The 18343-nt window shown below is 66.5% G+C and carries 17 protein-coding genes and 2 tRNA genes; 6 read left to right on the top strand and 13 right to left on the bottom strand.

The genetic code is table 11. The features are described 5' to 3' along the window. Window positions 1-75 precede the first annotated feature (75 nt). The 3 genes from clpS to EG799_RS09955 form a co-directional block, all read right to left on the bottom strand. The gene (gene clpS, locus EG799_RS09965) at window positions 76-465 is read right to left on the bottom strand and encodes an ATP-dependent Clp protease adapter ClpS (protein ID WP_123880786.1); all 390 of its coding nucleotides are present in this window, start codon (window positions 463-465) and stop codon (window positions 76-78) included. 186 nt (window positions 466-651) lie between these two features. Continuing rightward, window positions 652-1521, bottom strand: coding sequence for a phasin family protein (locus EG799_RS09960; protein WP_123880784.1), 870 nt, complete (start codon window positions 1519-1521; stop codon window positions 652-654). A 150-nt stretch (window positions 1522-1671) separates the two neighbouring features. Next, on the bottom strand, window positions 1672-3579 hold the full coding sequence (locus tag EG799_RS09955; protein ID WP_234029111.1) for a PHA/PHB synthase family protein: 1908 nt from the start codon (window positions 3577-3579) through the stop codon (window positions 1672-1674). A 166-nt stretch (window positions 3580-3745) separates the two neighbouring features. Here EG799_RS09955 and EG799_RS09950 point away from each other — a divergent pair, with 166 nt between their 5' ends. Beyond that, the gene (locus EG799_RS09950) at window positions 3746-4945 is read left to right on the top strand and encodes an LL-diaminopimelate aminotransferase (RefSeq protein ID WP_123880782.1); all 1200 of its coding nucleotides are present in this window, start codon (window positions 3746-3748) and stop codon (window positions 4943-4945) included. Between the two features lie 53 nt (window positions 4946-4998). Here EG799_RS09950 and EG799_RS09945 read toward each other — a convergent pair whose 3' ends face one another. Together EG799_RS09945 and EG799_RS09940 are read right to left on the bottom strand one after the other, a co-directional pair. After that, window positions 4999-5286, bottom strand: a complete 288-nt coding sequence (locus EG799_RS09945; RefSeq protein ID WP_123880780.1) for a PilZ domain-containing protein — start codon at window positions 5284-5286, stop codon at window positions 4999-5001. Window positions 5287-5386: 100 nt separating this feature from the next. After that, window positions 5387-7087: a SulP family inorganic anion transporter gene (locus EG799_RS09940; protein WP_123880778.1), complete on the bottom strand. Its 1701-nt coding sequence runs from the start codon at window positions 7085-7087 to the stop codon at window positions 5387-5389. A gap of 200 nt (window positions 7088-7287) precedes the next feature. Here EG799_RS09940 and EG799_RS09935 point away from each other — a divergent pair. Both EG799_RS09935 and EG799_RS09930 read left to right on the top strand, forming a co-directional pair. After that, window positions 7288-7361, top strand: a tRNA-Cys gene (locus EG799_RS09935). A gap of 61 nt (window positions 7362-7422) precedes the next feature. Beyond that, window positions 7423-7498: transfer RNA gene (locus EG799_RS09930), tRNA-Thr, on the top strand. A 12-nt stretch (window positions 7499-7510) separates the two neighbouring features. Here the strand turns inward: EG799_RS09930 and paoC are convergent. The 7 genes from paoC to EG799_RS09895 all read right to left on the bottom strand — a co-directional run bounded on the left by paoC (window position 7511) and on the right by EG799_RS09895 (window position 15257). Beyond that, window positions 7511-9703 carry an aldehyde oxidoreductase molybdenum-binding subunit PaoC gene (gene paoC / locus EG799_RS09925; RefSeq protein WP_123880776.1) on the bottom strand — a complete coding sequence of 731 codons (2193 nt, stop codon included), beginning with the start codon at window positions 9701-9703 and terminating at the stop codon, window positions 7511-7513. A gap of 5 nt (window positions 9704-9708) precedes the next feature. Next, on the bottom strand, window positions 9709-10659 hold the full coding sequence (locus EG799_RS09920; RefSeq protein ID WP_123880774.1) for an FAD binding domain-containing protein: 951 nt from the start codon (window positions 10657-10659) through the stop codon (window positions 9709-9711). A gap of 3 nt (window positions 10660-10662) precedes the next feature. Beyond that, complete coding sequence (gene paoA, locus EG799_RS09915; protein WP_123880772.1) at window positions 10663-11313, bottom strand: aldehyde dehydrogenase iron-sulfur subunit PaoA; 651 nt, start codon at window positions 11311-11313, stop codon at window positions 10663-10665. A gap of 101 nt (window positions 11314-11414) precedes the next feature. After that, on the bottom strand, window positions 11415-12038 hold the full coding sequence (locus EG799_RS09910) for an ATP-binding cassette domain-containing protein (protein WP_123880770.1): 624 nt from the start codon (window positions 12036-12038) through the stop codon (window positions 11415-11417). After that, entirely contained in the window at window positions 12028-12738 is a 711-nt protein-coding gene (gene modB / locus EG799_RS09905; RefSeq protein WP_123880768.1) for a molybdate ABC transporter permease subunit, read from the bottom strand. Before modB ends, EG799_RS09910 begins: the two co-directional genes overlap by 11 nt. Before the next feature lie 3 nt (window positions 12739-12741). Beyond that, complete coding sequence (gene modA, locus EG799_RS09900) at window positions 12742-13560, bottom strand: molybdate ABC transporter substrate-binding protein (RefSeq protein ID WP_234029110.1); 819 nt, start codon at window positions 13558-13560, stop codon at window positions 12742-12744. Window positions 13561-13568: 8 nt separating this feature from the next. Further along, window positions 13569-15257 carry a CHASE domain-containing protein gene (locus EG799_RS09895; RefSeq protein WP_234029109.1) on the bottom strand — a complete coding sequence of 563 codons (1689 nt, stop codon included), beginning with the start codon at window positions 15255-15257 and terminating at the stop codon, window positions 13569-13571. A gap of 203 nt (window positions 15258-15460) precedes the next feature. Between EG799_RS09895 and EG799_RS09890 the strand changes: the two genes are divergently transcribed. From EG799_RS09890 to EG799_RS09880, 3 genes are all read left to right on the top strand, one after another. Further along, a complete protein-coding gene (locus EG799_RS09890) occupies window positions 15461-15682 on the top strand; it encodes a NepR family anti-sigma factor (protein WP_234029108.1) in 222 nt (73 codons plus the stop codon). Next, a complete protein-coding gene (locus EG799_RS09885; protein WP_123880764.1) occupies window positions 15679-16311 on the top strand; it encodes a sigma-70 family RNA polymerase sigma factor in 633 nt (210 codons plus the stop codon). Before EG799_RS09890 ends, EG799_RS09885 begins: the two co-directional genes overlap by 4 nt. Before the next feature lie 61 nt (window positions 16312-16372). After that, a complete protein-coding gene (locus tag EG799_RS09880) occupies window positions 16373-17587 on the top strand; it encodes an AI-2E family transporter (protein WP_234029107.1) in 1215 nt (404 codons plus the stop codon). Window positions 17588-17647: 60 nt separating this feature from the next. Here the strand turns inward: EG799_RS09880 and EG799_RS09875 are convergent, their stop codons facing one another. Beyond that, window positions 17648-18259 carry a superoxide dismutase gene (locus tag EG799_RS09875; RefSeq protein WP_123880760.1) on the bottom strand — a complete coding sequence of 204 codons (612 nt, stop codon included), beginning with the start codon at window positions 18257-18259 and terminating at the stop codon, window positions 17648-17650. Window positions 18260-18343: the final 84 nt, after the last annotated feature.

Below are 18343 nucleotides of genomic sequence, written 5' to 3'. Positions count from 1 at the left end.
TGGCGGGGCTTGGTTTGCCGCTCTAGCGCGTAAACGCCATGCCGTCATGCCCCAACGGTCATCGATCGGCGCGGATCAGGCCTTTTCCAGCGTGCATTGCAGGGGGTGCTGGTTCTCGCGGGCGAAATCCATCACCTGATTCACCTTCGTTTCCGCCACCTCGTACGGGAAAATGCCGCATACGCCGACGCCCTTCTGGTGAACGTGCAGCATCACCCGGGTCGCCTGTTCCAAATCCATGCGGAAGAAGCGCTTGAGAACCATGACGACGAATTCCATCGGCGTGTAATCGTCGTTCAGCAGCAGCACCTTGTACTGGCTGGGCTTTTTGGGACGGGTGCGGGTCTTGGTGGCGATGCCGACCTGTCCCTCGCCATCCTTGTCGTCGCCGACCGCCTCGTCATCGTTCCCGCAGCGGAACGGACGGAGGGTAACGGAACTGCGGAGGCTGGGGTAATCTGACATCGTGGGCTGGAATATCGTATCGGATCGGCAGGCTGCAAGGGTGCCGATACCAAATCGCCGCGAGATGGCGCCTCCCGTCGCCGGACGCAAAAAGGCCGGGCAGCCTGCGCTGCCCGGCCCTTAATCGGTCACCTGCGGGAGAGGAGATGAGGTGACCGGAAAAAGCGTCAGTCGCTCGATGTACGATCAGGCGACCTTGGACATCTTTTCGGTGGCGACGTTGATGCGGCCGGTAATCGGCGCCATCGCGTCATTGGCCAGCTTCATCGCCGCGTCGGTGTTCTTCGACGTGGTGGCGACGAGCATGTCGAAATTACGACGCAGGATCTTGCCCTGCAGCTGGAACAACTCGGTCGGGCTCTTGATCGCGGCCATTTCCTTCATGTCCGCGGTCGCCGTCTCGTAGGCGGTCTTCGCCTCGTCGGCATAGGTCTTGGACATGGACTGCATACCCTCGGCCAGGATCTTGCCGCTCTCGACCATCGCCTCGACATTGCCCTTGGCGAAGTCGGTCATCTCGCCCATCGAGGCAGTGCCCTTCTCGTAGGCGGCCTGCGCGCGGGTCTGCATCTCCGTGACGGCCTGCGACATCGTATCGGTCATCTGGGTGCTGTAATCGGTCTGCTTGGTAGCCATGATCTTTTCCTTCAATTCGGTAACGCTGGGGGTTGTGGGGTCTGCCTTCACCGACTTCGCGATCTTGGCGGTCGCGCGCCGGGGTGCAGATTTCTTCGCGGGCTTAGCCTTCGCCTTGCCGGCGGTCGACTTCGCGGAGGAAGGCCTGCGCTCCTTCGCCGCGGTCTTGCCGGTCGAGGTCGAGCGAGCCTCAGCGGGCGCGGTCCCGACCTTCTGTGCCTTTGCGGCGGATTCGGCAGGCGCCTTGCCCGTTGACGTCGTTGCCTCCGCATCCGGCTTGTAAGCCGGCGTGTCGGCAACCTTCGCCGCAGCCGCTTTCGTCGCGGACCCGGCGGACTTCTTCTCGGCAGCCGCGTCGGCGTAAGCCTTCTCGGCAGCCTTGTCGGCGCTGTCTTCCGTCTTCGACTCTGACTGTGCCATACTATCCTCGTGCTACGGTCGCATCGAACGCGACCTTTTGTTGCACTGCACAATATAGGTGTGGCGAAAGAAAGCGTCAAGGAAAATTGTGCACTGCACAATAGAAGATTCAGGAAGTCATCTCAACGCGTTGGCCGGCGGATGACGCGCTCAGCGCTGCGCCACGTAACGTCCGGGCGCATCCTCCAGCGCGGGGTTTTCCTTCCCGCCCGGGCAACGTGCACCGGTCGCCTCGAGCGTATTCCCATCCTGTCCGCGCAGCCAGTCGAGCCAGTCGGGCCACCAGCTTCCCGGATGCTCTTCGGCGCCCTCGACGAACTCCTCCAGCGAGGCGAACTCGCCGTCATTCGTCCAGTACTGGTACTTCCTCGCATCGGGCGGATTGACCACGCCGGCAATATGGCCGCTCCCCGCCAGAACGAAGCGCGTCGGACCATTCAGATGATCGAGCAACCGGAACACGCTTTCGGGCGGCGCGATGTGGTCTTCCCGGCCCGCCTGGATATAGGCCGGCGTCTCGATCAGCGACAGGTCGATCGGTGTCCCCCCCGCACTCAGCGCGTCCGGCTGCACCAGCTTGTTGTCGCGGTACAGATCGCGCAGGTAGCTGTCGTGCCAGCGCGAGGGCAGGTTGGTCACGTCGCCGTTCCAGTAGAGCAGGTCGAAGGCCGGATAGTCCTCCCCCAGCAGGTAATGGTTCACGACCGTGTTCCAGATGAGGTCGCTGCCGCGCAGCATGTTGAACGTTGCCGCCATGTAGCGCCCGTCCAGATAGCCGCCGCGCGCGGCCTGCCTCGCCAGTTCGAGCCGTCCGTTCTCCACGAACAGCTTGAGATCGCCGGCATGTTCGAAATCGACCTGCGCGGTGAAGAAGGTTACGCTGGCGACCTTCTCCGCCTCTTCCCGCCGCGCCATGATCGCCAGCGTCGCGGCGAGCGTGGTGCCGGCGACGCAATAGCCGATCGCATGGACGCGCGCGACGCCCAGCCGCTCGCGCGTAACGTCGATCGCCTCCATCTGCGCGGCGATGTAATCATCCCATTCGATATGGGCGAGGCTCTCGTCCGCCGATTTCCAGCTCACCATCAGTACGGTAATGCCGTTCTCTACCGCCCAGCGCACAAAGCTCTTCTTCGGATTGAGATCGAGAATGTAGAACCGGTTGATCCACGGCGGAAAGATCACCAGCGGCGTTTCCAGCACCGTCCCCGTCGTGGGCGAATACTGGATCAGCTGGAACAGCGGCGTCTCGTGGATGACCTTGCCCGGTGTCGCCGCGACGTTCTCGCCCAGCACGAACTGGCTCGAATCGCTGTGGGTCAGCTGGCCGCGGTCGAGATCGGTCGCCAGCCGCTCCATCCCGCGCACGAGGTTCTCGCCGCCGGTTTCCATCGTGCGTTCCAGCACGACGGGGTTCATCATCGGGAAATTCGCGGGGCTCATCGCATCGAGCACGGCGGTCGTGGCGAACCGCAGATTGTCGCGTTCCGCATCGGTCAGGCCGCGCGCGGTGTCGATGCTCTCGGCCAGCCGCTCGGCAAACAGCAGATAGGTCTGGTGGATAAGCGCAAAGACCGGCTGCGCGCGCCATGCCTTGTCGGCGAAGCGCTTGTCCCGGCGCGGCAGGTCGGGATCGGCCGGCGGCGCCGTCTCGCCGCCGGGGGCGTATTGCGACAGAACATCGCTCCACAACTGCACCCCGTCCGCCCACAGGCGCTGCTGTTCCAGCGGATCGAGCATGGGCATGGCGGCGGTCCATTGCTGCATCGCCTTCATCCAGCCCGCCGGGTCCGCCAGCGGGGCGGGCGGCGCGTCCTGCGGCGCGCCTTCGTCCGGCAGCCAGACGCGAAGCCAGTTGCGTTGCATCTCCAGCATTGCCTGGCCCATCGCCTCGACCGGGCCGGCGACATCCCCCTTCGCCGTGTCTTCGGCCCACGGATCGACCGCATACGCTTCCAGCATCGCGCGCGCCGATTCGCCCTGCATGCGCAGCATCTGCATGAACAGATCTTCGCTCTCGCCCGGCCCCGGGCCGCTATCTCGGTCGTCGTCGGTCATGGCATCCTCTCTCCGGCGATCAGAATGCCGGTCAATCCGCGGCAAGGCAATCGGCAACGGGGCCGCCCGCATTGCGTTGCGTCTGCCCATCGCTTGCGGCAACAAGGTTGCCCGATCGGCGCGACGGGATGCCGCGTCACCAGCTTACCCTGACCCGAAGGATACGATGGACAACGATTTCTACCGCATCAAGCGCCTGCCGCCCTACGTCATCGCCGAAGTGAACGCGATGCGGGCGGCGGCCCGGGCGGAAGGACGCGACATCATCGACCTCGGCATGGGCAATCCCGACCTGCCCCCGCCGCCGCACGTCATCGACAAGCTGTGCGAGGTGGCGAGGAAGCCCGATGCGCACGGCTATTCGCAGTCGAAGGGCATACCCGGCCTGCGTCGAGCGCAGGCGAGCTACTACAAGACCCGCTTCGGTGTCGATCTCGATCCCGACAGCGAGGTGGTCGTCACGCTGGGATCGAAGGAGGGGCTGGCGAGCCTCGCCACCGCGATTACCGCGCCGGGCGATACCATCCTTGCGCCCAACCCCTCCTATCCGATCCATACCTTCGGCTTCATCATCGCCGGTGCCTCGATCCGTTCGGTTCCCACGACGCCGGACGAGACGTACTGGGAGGCGCTGGAAACGGCGATGAACTTCACCGTTCCGCGGCCCACGGTACTGGTGGTCAACTACCCCAGCAACCCCACCGCCGAGGTTGTCGATCTCGAATTCTACCGCAAGCTGGTCGACTGGGCGAAGGCCCACAAGGTCTGGATCCTGTCCGATCTCGCCTATTCCGAACTTTATTACGATGGCCGGCCGACGCCCTCGATTCTTCAGGCGGATGGGGCGATGGACGTGGCGGTGGAGTTCACCAGCCTCTCCAAGACCTATTCGATGGCCGGCTGGCGGATGGGCTTCGCCGTCGGCAACCCGACGCTGATCGCGGCGCTGACGCGGGTCAAAAGCTATATCGACTACGGCGCCTTCACTCCGATTCAGGCCGCCGCCGTCGCCGCGCTGACGGGGCCGCAGGACATCGTCGAGACGAACCGCTCCCTCTACCACAAGCGGCGCGACGTGATGGTGGAGGCGTTCGGCCGCGCCGGGTGGGACATTCCGCCGCCGCCCGCTTCCATGTTCGCCTGGGCGCCGCTGCCCGAACCGTTGCGAGGCATGGGCAGCCTCGAATTTTCCAAGCAGTTGCTGACCAGGGCGCATGTCGCGGTCGCGCCGGGCGTCGGTTACGGAGAGGACGGCGAAGGCTTCGTGCGTATCGCAATGGTCGAGAACGAGCAGCGCCTGCGCCAGGCGGCGCGCAACGTGAAGCGCTATCTGCAGGACATGGACGCGCTCGCCGGCTCCCCCTGAACCCGGCTATTCGCCCTCCGCCCCGCGGGCGGGCGCTGCCAAGCTTTATTTCGTCAGGAACCGACCTGCCGACTGAGATGGGTGAAGACCGCTTCGTGCAGCGGCTGTTCGAAGGCGATGCCGGCGCGGCCGTCCTCCTTCCACACCAGCGTCGCCGGCTGGGCGGCGAGGCCCGGCAGCGTCGCCAGCACGCGTTCGCCTTCCGAGGCGGACCAGCCGCGGCATTCGACCATGCAGCCGCCTTCGGAAATATCGAGCACTTCCAGATCGGCATTCATGCCCGACCGGGCCCGGCACCGTATTCGCAGCGCATCCTCATCCTTCGCTTTCAGCGATTGCATCGCGAATTCGGTCTCCAGCCTTGGAAAGCGCCAGGCTAGCGGGCAAAGGGTAAACGTATCCTTTCGCCGTACCCCCCGCAGGCATCGCGCATCGTGCGCTTCAATCCGGTTGCCGGCATACGCCGCAGCTGTCCACGGCCTGTCCGACGGTACGATGATAGTTGCAGATCGTCTGGTCGAGCGCCCGCAACTTCTCGTGGACCGGCTCGTGCAGGGCCGCGAAATGCAGGGCGATATCCATTCGTTCCAGCCGTTCGCCGAGCCGGCGCAGCATGGCGACGCCGCTGGCATCGACGTCGTTCACCGCGCGCATGTCGAGCACCAGGCATTCCACCCCCTCGTGCTGTGCCATGCGCTTGAAAACCTGGTCCTCCACATGCGCCTCGTTACCGAAAAAGATCGAACGGTCGATACGCACCACCAGCGCCGGCAGCGTTCGCACCTCCACATCCTCTCGGTCGACGCTGCGGTAGGATTGCCCGCCATCGTCGGTCCCCACCCGCGTGACCCGGGGGACGGAGGAGAACCACAGGAAATGCAGGATCGAGACGCCCGCGCCGATGGCGAGTCCCCAGCGCACGCCAAGCGCCAGCGTCGCGAGGAAGCAGATGAGCACAATCAGCCCCTCCAGCACGTCGTGGCGCCAGACGAATCGGATTGCCCGGGGCTTAATGAGGCCGAACACCGCGCTGATGACGAGCGCGGCCAGCGCGGTCTTGGGCAGGAAGGCGAGCAGCGGCGCCAGCAGCAAAAGGGTGAGCACCACGATACCCGAGGCGACGACCGACGCGACGGGCGATCGCGCGCCGCTATCCTCGATCAGCGCCGACCGGCTGAGACTCGCGCCCACGGCATAGCCGCCCGTCAGGGCCGCACCGATATTGGCCGCGCCCAGCGCCACCGCTTCCCGGCTGGTATCGAGACTGGAGCGGTCGCTGCCGGCCAGCGACTTGGCCACCGCGGTCGCCGTCACGAAGATGATGACCGCGACGGCCAACGCGCTCGGCAGCAGCGTGAGCCACAGCGACCAGCCCCCGGCGAGGACGGGCAGGCCTGGAAGACCGGCCGCGACCGGTTCGACGCGCGGCACCGCGGCGGGGGGATAATGGGTCGCGGCCAGCGCGGCGGCAACGATGATCGCGAGCGGCAGCGACTTGGCGATGGCCTGCCGGTAGGGTGGATGAACGCCCAGCTTCCACAGCAAAGGGGGAGCGAGCTTGCCGATCACGATCAGCGCCGTCAGCGCCGCCCCGCCGATGATCGTCGCCGGCCAGCTGAACTGGTTCATGCCGGAAAGCAGATGCGACAATCCGGTCGGCAGATCCCCGGCGCGCGCGACCTCCATGCCCATCAGCGTGGGCAATTGGCTGTCGGCGATCAGGAAGGCGGCGCCTGCGGTAAAGCCGAGCAGAGCGGGTTCCGACACGAAGTTCACCAGTCGTCCCAGGCCGGCCGCGCCGACCGCCAGCAGGATCAGCCCGGCCTCCACCGCGATGATCAGGACCGCCCCGCCCCCGGGCCCGCCATTCGCGGCGATCGCCTCGCCCACGATCAGGGAAACCAAGGCGACCGGCCCCATCGAGACGAAGGCGCTGGTGCCGAACAGCAGGTACAGAACCGGCGGAAGGATGGCCGCGAACAGGCCGGTTTCCGGGGGCAGGCCGGCCAGCTGGGCATAGGCCATAGCCTGCGGGACGAGGAGGATCGACAGGATCAGCCCGGCTATGACATCCCTGACCAGCGCCGAGCCGCCGTAGCGCCCCAGCCAGCCAAAGCGGGGAATCAGCGCTTCTCCGGCCATGCAGTCTCCTTCGGCGATCCGGCGACGGGCGGCGTCCTGTCCGGATAGTCAATGCGCAAGGCGGAGGAATGGGGCCGACAACCTTTGTCATACGGAGCCAACTCCGCGAGCCGCGCACCGGGGCCGAGCCGGCAAGAAACCGTTGCGCGCCGCCCGATCAGTCGCTACCCCGCCGCTTCCCGGTGCGAGAGCCCGGGTCCGGCCCGATGGCGGAGTGGTTACGCAGAGGACTGCAAATCCTTGCACGCCGGTTCGATTCCGGCTCGGGCCTCCACCCCTTTCGTGCGAATTGGCGTTGCGAGCATCGCCCCGGCGCATTAAGGGGCACCGCCGGAGCCGCTTTAGCTCAGTTGGTAGAGCACATCATTCGTAATGATGGGGTCACTGGTTCGAGTCCAGTAAGCGGCACCAGCTCCCCTTCCCTCACACCGCCGGCAACCGGTCGAGATACTTGTCGACCGTGATCGGATAGTCGCGCACCCTGATACCGGTGGCGTTGTAGAAGGCGTTGGCGATGGCGGCGCCCGGCCCGCAGATGCCAAGTTCGCCCACGCCCTTGGCCTTCATCGGCGAGATCACCGGATCGAGCGTATCGAGGAAGACGACCTCCTGGTGCGGAATGTCGGCGTGGACCGGCACTTCGTAACCGGCCAGATCGTGATTGGCGAAGAAGCCGAAGCGCTTGTCGACGTGCAGGTCCTCGGTCAGCGCGGCGCCGGCGGCCATCACCATGCCGCCGATCACCTGGCTGCGCGCGGACAGCGGATTGAGGATGCGGCCCGCGTCGCACACCGCCAGCATCCGCTCGATCTTCACCTGCCCGGTATAGGCGTCGACGCGCACTTCCGCGAAATGACCGGCGTAGGTGCCGACATCGTATCCGCGCTGGAAATCGCCGAAGGTCATCTTGCCATCGGCGGATAGCTCGCCCGCATCGGCGATCGCCCAGCTTTCGCCGCCAAGCGAGGCACTGCCGTCGGCAAAGGTCGCCGCATCGCCGTCGAAGCCCAGCCGCTCCCCGATGGCGCGGCGCAGGTTGACGCAAGCGGCATAGACGCCCGCCGTGCTGCTTGCCGCACCCCACTGCCCGCCCGAACCGGCGGCGGCGGGATAGGCCGAATCGCCGAGCTCGACCGTCACGGAATCGAGCGGAACGCCCATCACCTCGGCGGCGGTCTGGGCGATGATGGTGTAGCTGCCGGTGCCGATATCGGTCATGTCGGTTTCTACCGCGATGCGACCGTCACCGCTCGAACGCACGCGGGCGGCGGATGTCATCGTCGGTGCCGCGCGGTAGCCGGCGGCGACGCCCAGACCTTTCAGCCAGCGTCCCTCCCGCACGGAACCGGGCGTCGCCTCTCGCGCTGCCCAGCCGAAACGGTCCACCCCTTCGCGAAGGGCGCGCACCAGGTTGCGGTCGGAAATCCGCTTGTCCGGCAGGCCGGGCACCGTACCGCTGGCATCGTTGCGGATACGCAGCTCCACCGGGTCCATGCCCAGCTTCTCGGCCAGCTCGTCCATCGCGACTTCGAGCGCCATGTGCCCGGGCGTCTCTCCTGGTGCGCGCATGGCGTTGCCTTCGGGCAGATCGAGCTGCGCGGTGTGGTTGGCGATGACGCGGTTCGCGCCGGTATAGAGCTTGGGCGTCTGCAGCGTGGCGTTCTCGCCATCTGTCCCGGTGATATTACCTGACCAGTTCTCGTGCGAGATAGCGGTGATGCGGCCGTCACTTTCGGCCCCGATGCGCAGGCGTTGCATCGTGGCGTGGCGGTGGGTCGAGTTGTTGAACATCAGCGGGCGCTGCATGGCGATCTTGACCGGTCGGCCCGCTGCCTTCGCGCCCAGCGCCGCCAGCACGGCGTCGGCGCGCACGAACAGCTTGCCGCCGAACCCGCCGCCGATGAAGGGCGAATCGACACGGATGTTGTCGGGCGGCATCTTCAGGATCGAGCCGAGCGCCAGCTTCGACCAGTTGATCATCTGGTTGGAGGTCCACAGCGTCAGCCTGTCGCCGTCCCATGCGGCGATGGTCGCGAAAGGCTCCATCATCGCGTGGGCCTCGTCCGGGGTGGTGTAGCGCGCATCGAGCTTCACCGCCGCCGCGCCGAAAGCCGCTTCGAAATCGCCCAGCGATTGCCGGTTGGGCATCCGCTCGCTTTCGAGCGGGGCGCCGGGCGCCACCTCCGCGAGATCGTAGGCACCGTCCGCCCGGTCGTAATCGGTGCGGATGAGGCCGGCGGCAGCGCGCGCCTGCTCGAACGTCTCGGCCACCACCACGGCCACGGCCTGGTGGTAATGGGCGATGTCCCGCCCGCCGAACAGCGGGGCGTGGTTGAAATCGCTGGTTCCGACCGGCTCGTGTTCGGTAGCGGCCACGATCGCCAGCACGCCGGGAGCGCGGCGCGCATCGTCGAGGGTCATACTCGCGATGCGGCCCTTGGCGATACCCGCGCCCACGATCCAGCCATAGGCCTGGCCGGGGACGACGCCGTGCCGTTCGTAGGCGTAGGGGGCGGTGCCCGTCACCTTCAGGGGGCCATCGATGCGACGAGTGGATGTGCCGACGATTTTCGCGTCGTCGAACAGGTTGGTTCCGGCAGGTGCGGTGAATTCCATGATGCTCAGCTCCTCGCCTCGGCCAGAATGCCCGCCAGCGTGCGTTCGGCCAGCGGGATCTTGAAGCGGTTGTCCTCGGTAGGCCGGGCATCGGCGAAGGCCGCGGCGATGACCGCACTCGCCCCGCCGGGCAACTGCGCGTCGGCTTCCGGGGTGCGCCAGGGCCGGGGGGCCATGCCGCCGAAAGCGACCCGCCCCGTCCCGTCCGGCTGGATGATCGCCGCGACCGAAACCAGTGCGAAGGCGTAGGACCGGCGATCGCGCACCTTGTGGTAGAAATGCCTTCCACCGACGGGCCGGGGCAGGCGGACATGGGTGATCATCTCCCCCGGCTCCAGCGCGGTCTCGATATGCGGCGTATCGCCCCACAGGCGGTGGAAGTCCGCCGCCGCGATGGCGCGCGTGTCGCCACCGGGCCTGACCGTCTCGACCACCGCGTCCAGCACCCGCATGGCGACGGCCATGTCGCCGGGATAGGTGGCGATGCAGCTGTCCGACGTGCCGATCACGCCCAGTTGTCGTGACACGCCGCCGATGGCCGCGCAGCCGCTACCGGGCTTGCGCTTGTTGCACGGCATGTTGGTATCGTAGAAATAAGCGCAGCGCGTGCGCTGAAGCATGTTGCCGCCCGTCGTCGCCTTGTTGCGCAGCTGGCCCGATGCCCCCGCCTGGATGGCCCGGGTAAGCACGGCGTAGTCGCGGCGCACCCTTGGATGGGCCGAAAGCGCGGTATTGCTGACGAGGGTACCGATGCGAAGGCCGCCATCGTCGGTATCCTCGATCTCGCCAAGGGCAAGATCCTGCACGTCGACGAGATGCGCGGGCGTCTCGATCTCCAGCTTCATCAGATCGAGGAGGTTGGTGCCGCCGGCGATGAACTTGGCGTCGGGGTGGCGGGCCACCGATGCCGCGGCCTCGGCCGGCGTTCGCGCGCGTTCGTAGGTGAAGCTTCGCACTGCTCAGCCCCCCTGTCCGTCGGCCGCGGCCACTTGCGCCATGGCATCGGCGATGTTGGAATAGGCGCCGCAGCGGCAGATATTGCCGCTCATGCGCTCGCGCATTTCCATGTTGGTCGCCCGCATCGGCCCGGTCAGGTCTTCGGTGACATGGCTGGGAATGCCCTTGCGGATTTCCGCCAGCGTGGCGACGGCGGAACATATCTGTCCCGGCGTGCAGTACCCGCACTGATATCCGTCATGCTCGACGAAGGCATCCTGCATGGGGTGCAGGTTGCCGGGCTGACCAAGCCCCTCGATTGTCGTGACCTGGTCGCCCTGGTGCATCACCGCGAGGCTGAGGCAACTGTTCACCCGCTCTCCGTTGACCAGCACCGTACAGGCACCGCATTGACCGTGATCGCAGCCCTTCTTGGTTCCGGTCAGTCGCAGATGCTCGCGTAGCGTATCGAGCAGCGTCGTGCGCGTGTCGAGATCGAGCGAGTGGGCCGTCCCGTTCACCGTCAGATCGACATTCATGCGCTCCACGTCTCCAGCCGGGCGCCCATCTTCGGCCTCCTGCGCCAGTGCCACCGATGCCTGGCCAATGGCGACCGAGGCCACACCGCCCGCCAGGACGCCGCGGCGCGACACGTTGAAAATTCCGTCATCCATCCTGCGCGATCCCCGTCAGCGTGCAACCCGGTCAGGCGTTATCGCAGCTTTGCGTTGCAAAGCGCAATGCATGATTTTGCCGCAGGGTGTCGCGCGCTTCCCTAGGCCAGTGTGACGACATGGCCGGCAAGCCGATCGACCTCGTTCGCAGAATGGCTGACGAGCAGGATCGGCAGGTCCAGCTCGTCGCGCAGCCGCTCGATCAGCCGCAGCAGGCGTTCCGCGCGTGCCGGGTCGAGCGAGGCGAGCGGTTCGTCGAGCAGCAGGAAACGGGGTGCGGAAAGCAAAGCGCGTCCGATCGCCACCCGGCGCGTTTCGCCGCCGGACAGCGTCGCGGGCCAGCGATCGAGCAGGTGCCCGATGTCGAGCAGGCGGGCCACGTCCTCGTACGAGATGATGCGCCGCTCGCCGTGCGCGTGGCGCTCTCCATAGGCGAGATTGGCCGCGACGCGGCGATGCGGAAACAGGCGCGTGTCCTGGAACACGTAGCCCGACCGCCGCCTTTCGGGCGGAAGATCGACGCCGCGCGGCGCGTCGAACAGCGTCTCGTGCGCGACGGTGATGTGCCCTGTAGCCGGTCGGCGCAGGCCGGCGATCGCGTCGAGCACGCTCGTCTTGCCGACGCCCGATGGCCCGACCAGCGCCGTCAGCCGGGCATCGGATCGGAACCGCAGGACGATCCGCCGTTCCCCGACGTCCAGGGCAATATCGACGTCAAAGGACATGCGCGCGCCCCTGCGAGGAACGGTGGACCGATCGCCGCACCAGCCATTCGGACGCGAGCAGGGCTCCCAGCGAGAGCACGATCGCCATGACCGCCAGCCGGGCCACGGCCGCCTCCGACCCCGGAACCTGCAGCCCGGTATAGATCGCCAGCGGCAGGGTGCGGGTCTGTCCCGCAATGTTGGAAGCAAAGGTGATGGTCGCCCCGAACTCCCCCAGCGACCGGGCGAAGCCGAGCATCGCGCCTGCCGCGACGCCCGGCACGCTCAGCGGCAGGGTGACGGTCGCGAAGGCACGCCAGGGGGACGCGCCCAGCGTGCGGGCGGCTTCCACCAGCCGCCGGTCGACCGCCTCGATCGAGAGCCGCATCGCGCGCACCATCAGCGGCAAGGCCATCACCCCCGCGGCGATCGCCGCACCTGTCCATTCGAACACGAAGGTGATGCCGAACCGGTCGTACAGCCACGCGCCAATGACGCCGCCGCGCCCCAGCAGCAGGAGCAACAGCCAACCGGTAACGACCGGTGGCAGCACGAGCGGCAGATGGATCGCCGCGTCGAGCAGCATGCGCCCCGGGAAGCGCCGCCGCGCAATGACCCATGCGAGAGCATAGGCGACGGGCATCGTCACCAGCACCGCGACCACGCTCACCTTCAGCGACAGGGCGATGACGGTCCATTCCGCCGGGGTCAGCCAGCCCACGCCTCAGCGCTCCGCAGCGGGTGCGGGGGTGAATCCCTGCGCGGCGAAAGCCGCCTGCCCCCGGGCGCCGAGAAGGAATTCGAGCAGGGCCGGCGCTTCGGCGTGGTCCGACACCCCGGTACGGGCGACGTAATAGACGATGGCATCGTGCGTGGCGGGAGCGAGACGTTGAACGATGCGGACCTTGCGGGAGGCATTGGCGTCGGTCGCATAGACGATGCCCAGCGGCACCTCGCCGCGCTCGACCAGCGCGAGGGCGGCGCGCACGTTCTCCGCCGGCACGATGCGCGATCGGACCAGTTTCCACAGATCCAGGCTTTCGAGCGCCTGCCGGGCGAACTGGCCCGCCGGCACGCTTTCCGGCTCCGCGATAGCCAGCCGCCCGCCGTCCGGATCTGCGGCGAAGGCCGAAAGCGAAGGAGGGGTTCGCGCGCTGGCCGGGGCCACCACGACGAGCGCGTTCGCCACCAGCGGGCGCGGGTTTCCGTCAAGCGCGCCCTGCCCCGCCAGCCAGTCCATCCACTGACTGTCGGAGGTTATCACCAGATCCGCCGGCGCCCCCTCCCCCACCTGCCGGGCGACGGAAGCGCTGGAGGCGAAAGAGAGAACCGGCCGCTCGTGCCCACTCGCGGCCCAGCGGTCGGCCGCGTCTTCCATCGCGTCCTGCATGCTCGATGCGGCAAGCACCACCGGCCCGTCGTCGGCAACAGGCGTACAGGCTGCGAGAAGGCCCGCCAGCAGCGCGTTGGCCATCGTTGTCAGAAGTCTGCCGAGCGGGAGGGCGACCGGACGCCGGACAAGAGCAAGCGCGGGCAATGTCACCCGTGCGCCTACTTGCCGGACGGTGCCGGCCTGGCCGAAGGTTCGGGACGATTGGCGCGGATGAGGAATTCCGTCGCCCGGCGCACGGGTATCAGCAACACGCAGCGCACGCCCTCCTCTTCGAAATCCAGTTCGACCGGGTTCTTTAATTCATGCGCCACGATCCGTTCGATCAGGTCCATGCCGAAGCCGCGCGTGCGCTTGGTCTTGACCGGCGGGCCGCCGCGTTCGAGCCATTCGACGCGCACGAGCGCTTCGCTGACCAGCTTCCAGTGCACCTTGACCTCGCCCCCCGGCGTGCTCAGCGCACCGTATTTCGCGGCGTTGGTCGCCAGTTCATGGGTCGCCAGGCCAAGCGAGAGCGCATCGTTGGGCGCCAGTTCCACGTCCGGCCCGCGCATGTCGACATGGTGTTCGCTATCGTCGGCGTAAGGGAGCAGTTCGGCATCGATCACCGCCCGAACCGGGGTCGATCCCCAGTCCGACTGCGTGAGCAGGTCGTGCGTCGCCGAGAGCGCGCGCACCCGCCCGTCGAGGCCGTTGGCAAATTCCTCGACATTGTCCGCGCGCCGCCGCGTGAGCGCGATGATGGACAGGACGTTGGCGAGCGTGTTCTTGACCCGGTGATTGAGTTCGCGCGTCAGCGAATTGCGGATGGAGGCCTGTTCTTCGAACCAGGCGAGCGAAGCCTCGTCCTCCTGCGCCTGCTGGGTCAGCATCTGCACCAGGAGCATGAGCAGGCTGGCGACCAGCAGGCCGAAGATCAGCGTCGCCATCGACAACCCCGAGAGCCCGCCTGAAGATTTCTTCGAGATGACCAGTTTCGACGGGTTGTTGGCGATCGTCACCGTCTTGATGATGCCCTCGCGGTCGTTCATGTCGCCATCGAACGTGCCCGCCAGCAACTGCCGGCCGTTCTCGCCCTCGTCATAGAGCCGTACGCCATAGGCGCCCGCATCCTCCAGCTCGAGTGCGCTCTGGAGGAAATCCTGCGCGTTGAAGGGGCTGTAGATGAAGCCCTTCAGAACGCGTCCGCCGCCCGCGGGCTCGAACACCGGCATGTAGATGAGAAAGCCCGGCGCCTCGCCAGATCCTTCCTGTTGCAGCACCACGCGCCCGGTCGCCGTCGGGCGCGACGTGCGCTCCGCCTCGATCATGGCCTCCCGGCGGGTTGTTTCGGAATACATGTCGAAGCCGAGCGCACGCCGGTTGCGCTCGGTATCGGGCTGGAGGTACGTCACCGGAACGGCGAAGGGCTGGCTGCCGTCGGGACGTGGATTGAGATGGACGTTGGGTCGCTGCGCTTCCATCATCGCGTCGAATTCGTCGATCTCGCCCGGCAGCACGACCTTCGCCCAGCCTATGCCCTCCGCCCCGCGGTAATCGGCATCCAGGCGCAGTTCCGACACGAAGCGGCGGAAATCGTCCGCCGGAACGGTCTGCATCGTCGACAGCAGTGCCGCGCCGGCACGCAGATAGGCGCTGCTGGCGTTGGCCCTGCGCTCCAGCGCGCCGGCGATGGCCGTCGCGCGCGCGTTGAGCTGCGCTTCCTCGCGCTGTGCCTGCCCCCGCTCGATGGCGTACATCGACAGGAGGGTGATGCCGAAGATCAGCGCGAAGATGCCGAGAGGCATCGCGCGCGGATAGCGCAGGAGCCACCTCCTCGTCCTGCTGCGCCGGCCGGTCTGCTGTTGCAAAACTACTCCTCGGCGGACCGGCTGGCGACCCGCATTTGTCTGGTCCCATGCATCGCCTGTTGCCCTGTTGCAACATACGTTTACATGATGAGCGATCATCCGGGGAACCGGAACCGGGACGTTTCGTTCCGGACCAACACATATCGAACGTCCGCAATGACCGCCCGCCGAAATCGCGAGTCAGATGACGGGAGAACATTTAAGTGACGACGGGAACCTTGAATCTGATGTCATCGTCCGAGCACGAAAAGAAGCTTGCCCCCGCCTCGCACAAGTCCGAAGGTGGCAAGGCCGAGAAGGGCAAGCGGAAGGAACCGGACTGGACCTCCGGCCTCAAGCGGCTGTACGATCAGGTCGTCGACGAACCCCTGCCGGATTCGTTCAACGAACTGTTGTCCAAGCTGGACAAAAACGAGGGTAAATGAGTCAGGCAAAGGAAAAGCGCGAACTGCCCAAGCGCAGTGCGGACGACAAGCGCGCCTTCAAGCGGGAACTGACCGAGGTCGTCCCGCACCTGCGCGCGTTCGCCCGCGGTCTGTGCGGTCGTCCCGACATGGCGGACGATCTGGTGCAGGAGACGCTGCTCAAGGCCTGGGCGGCGCAGGAGCGGTTCGAACCGGGCACGTCCATGCGCGCCTGGACCTTCGTCATCCTTCGCAACGCCTATCTCACCGACATGCGTCGCAACCGCTTCCGCGGCGAATATGACGAGACTGTCGCCGAGCGCATTCTGACCGCGCCCGCCGGGCAGGAGGAACCGCTGCACCTGTCGGATTTGCACCGCGCCTTGCTGACCCTGCCGCCGGAGCGGCGCGAGGCGCTGTTGCTGGTCGGCGCGGGCGGCTTCTCCTACGAGGAAGCGGCCAACATCTGCGGTTGCGCCGTCGGCACGATCAAGAGCCGGGTGGGCCGCGCCCGTGCCGCCCTGTCCAGCATGATCCAGGATGGCGACATCCCCGACCGCAAGATCGACGATCCCACCGCCCACCGCGCCATCCTTGAAGAACTGGACGAGGTGGCCGCCGGCCGGGGCGAAGCCGCGGCGACGAAGTGAACCCGGCGCCAGCGACTCGCCCGGGCGACGGAGGCGAGCCTGCCATTCGCGGAGCGAGCCGGTGATCGGTTCCGACGCCGCCGCCGGCAATGATCGCACCGAAGACCGACCGGCCACGGCATCGGCCGAACCGCCTGCCGGCGCCGGCACACCCGGTCTTCTCCGGCACCGGCGCCTGACCTTCGCGGCGCAGGAGGTGCGGCTCATCTCCTCGCTCGTGGTGCTGATCGCGATCGGCCTGTTTCTTGCCCTGCCCTTCGTCCTGTCCATCGGCTCGGTGGTGTTCCTGCCGCTGGTCGCGGCGCTGATCCTCACGATCATCCTCTCGCCGCTCGCGGACAAGCTGGCCATCTGGGGGGTGCCCAACTACCTGTCCTCGCTGCTGTCGCTGCTGGTGTTCCTCGGTATCGTCGCGCTTGCTCTGACGGCTGTCTTCAGCCCCGCCGCCGTCCTCCTCGATAGGGTTCCGGCCATGGTCGAACAGGTCGGGCGGCACTTCGCCGCCCTCCAGGACAATTTCGACTGGGTCGCCGACATCAACGACCAGATCGTCGACCTGGCCGGCACTGACGAGGGGCAGCAGGTGGTCATCGCCTCGCCCTCGATGCTCGAACAGGTCGCCTTCGCCACGCCGACCGTCCTGCTCGAGACGCTGCTGACCTTCCTCATGGCGTTCTTCATGATCGAGGCCCGCATCCGCCTTCGCCGGCGCCTGCTGCTCGACCGGCAGCAGGTGGGGGCGAGCCTGAAGGCCGCCCGCGCCATTCGCGAGGTGCAGGACCGGGTGGCCGCCTACATCCTCACCGTCGCGCTGATCAATGTCGGTGTCGGCGTGGTGGTGGCCGTCGCGGCATGGGCGATGGGCATGGATGCGCCGATCATGTGGGGCGGCCTTGCCACCCTCTTGAATTTCGTGCCCTATGTCGGCCCCATTGCGATGATCGCGCTGCTCGGCCTGTTCGGGCTGGGTACGTCGGCATCACCCTTTGTCGGCATGATCCCGGCGGCGGCCTATCTGAGCCTGCACACGATCGAGGCGAACGTCATCACGCCGTCCATTCTTGGCGCGCGCTTCACCATGAACCCGGTGCTGATCCTGCTGGCGCTTACCTATTTCGGCTGGATATGGGGGGTGGCCGGCGCGCTGCTGTCGGTCCCGATCCTGCTGACGCTGACCGCGCTGATCGACCATCTCGGTCGTCCCAACCTCATCGGCTTCATCTTCGGCGAACCCCTGTTCGCCAGCGATCCGCTGTCGAGCGAACCCGAACCCTGAGCAGCAAAAGGCCCGCCACGCCGTGCCGGCGGGCGGGCCTTTCGGACAGCTTCGTTCGGTTCAGGAGGGGTACGACCAGGTATTGCCGCGGGCGAGGTTGTCCGCCGCGAATTCCCAGTTGATATGGTCATCGAGCACCGCGTCGAGATAGCTCGGCCGCGCGTTCTGGTGATCGAGGTAGTAGGCGTGCTCCCATAGATCGATGGTGAGCAGCGGGTTGGCGTCTTGGTCCGCCAGCGTATCGCCGTCATGGGTTTCCATGATCGCCAGCTTGCCGTCCTTTTCCGCCAGCCAGACCCAGCCGCTGGCAAAATGGCCCGCGCCCTTCTCCTTCAGCTTGGACTTGAGATCGTCGAGCGAACCGAAGGCCTCGTCGATCTTGCTCGCGAGGTCGCCGCTCGGTCCGTTGGTCTTGGGGGTCAGCGAATGCCAGTAGAAACCGTGGTTCCAGCTCTGCGCCGAGTTATTGAACAATCCCTGGTCGCTGCCCCGGGCAGCGGAAATGACCTCGACCAGCGCCTTGCCTTCGTGATCGGTCCCTTCGATCGCCTTGTTGGTCTTGTCGATATAGGCCTGGTGGTGCTTGCCGTGGTGATAGCTGAACGTCTCGGCGGAGATCGCCGGAGCCAGCGCTTCCTTGTCGAACGGCAGCGGGGTCAGCTTGAATGCCATGTCGGTTTCGTCCTTCCTGTTGATTGGGTGTCACCCAACCAATGCGCGAGATACCCCACAAGTTGCACGATCCGCGTATTTTCG

Origin of the sequence: Aurantiacibacter spongiae (assembly GCF_003815535.1) — a bacterium.
GTDB lineage: Bacteria > Pseudomonadota > Alphaproteobacteria > Sphingomonadales > Sphingomonadaceae > Alteraurantiacibacter > Alteraurantiacibacter spongiae.
Note: the sequence above shows the minus strand (reverse complement) of the source record. Positions and strands in the feature narration are given on the sequence as shown.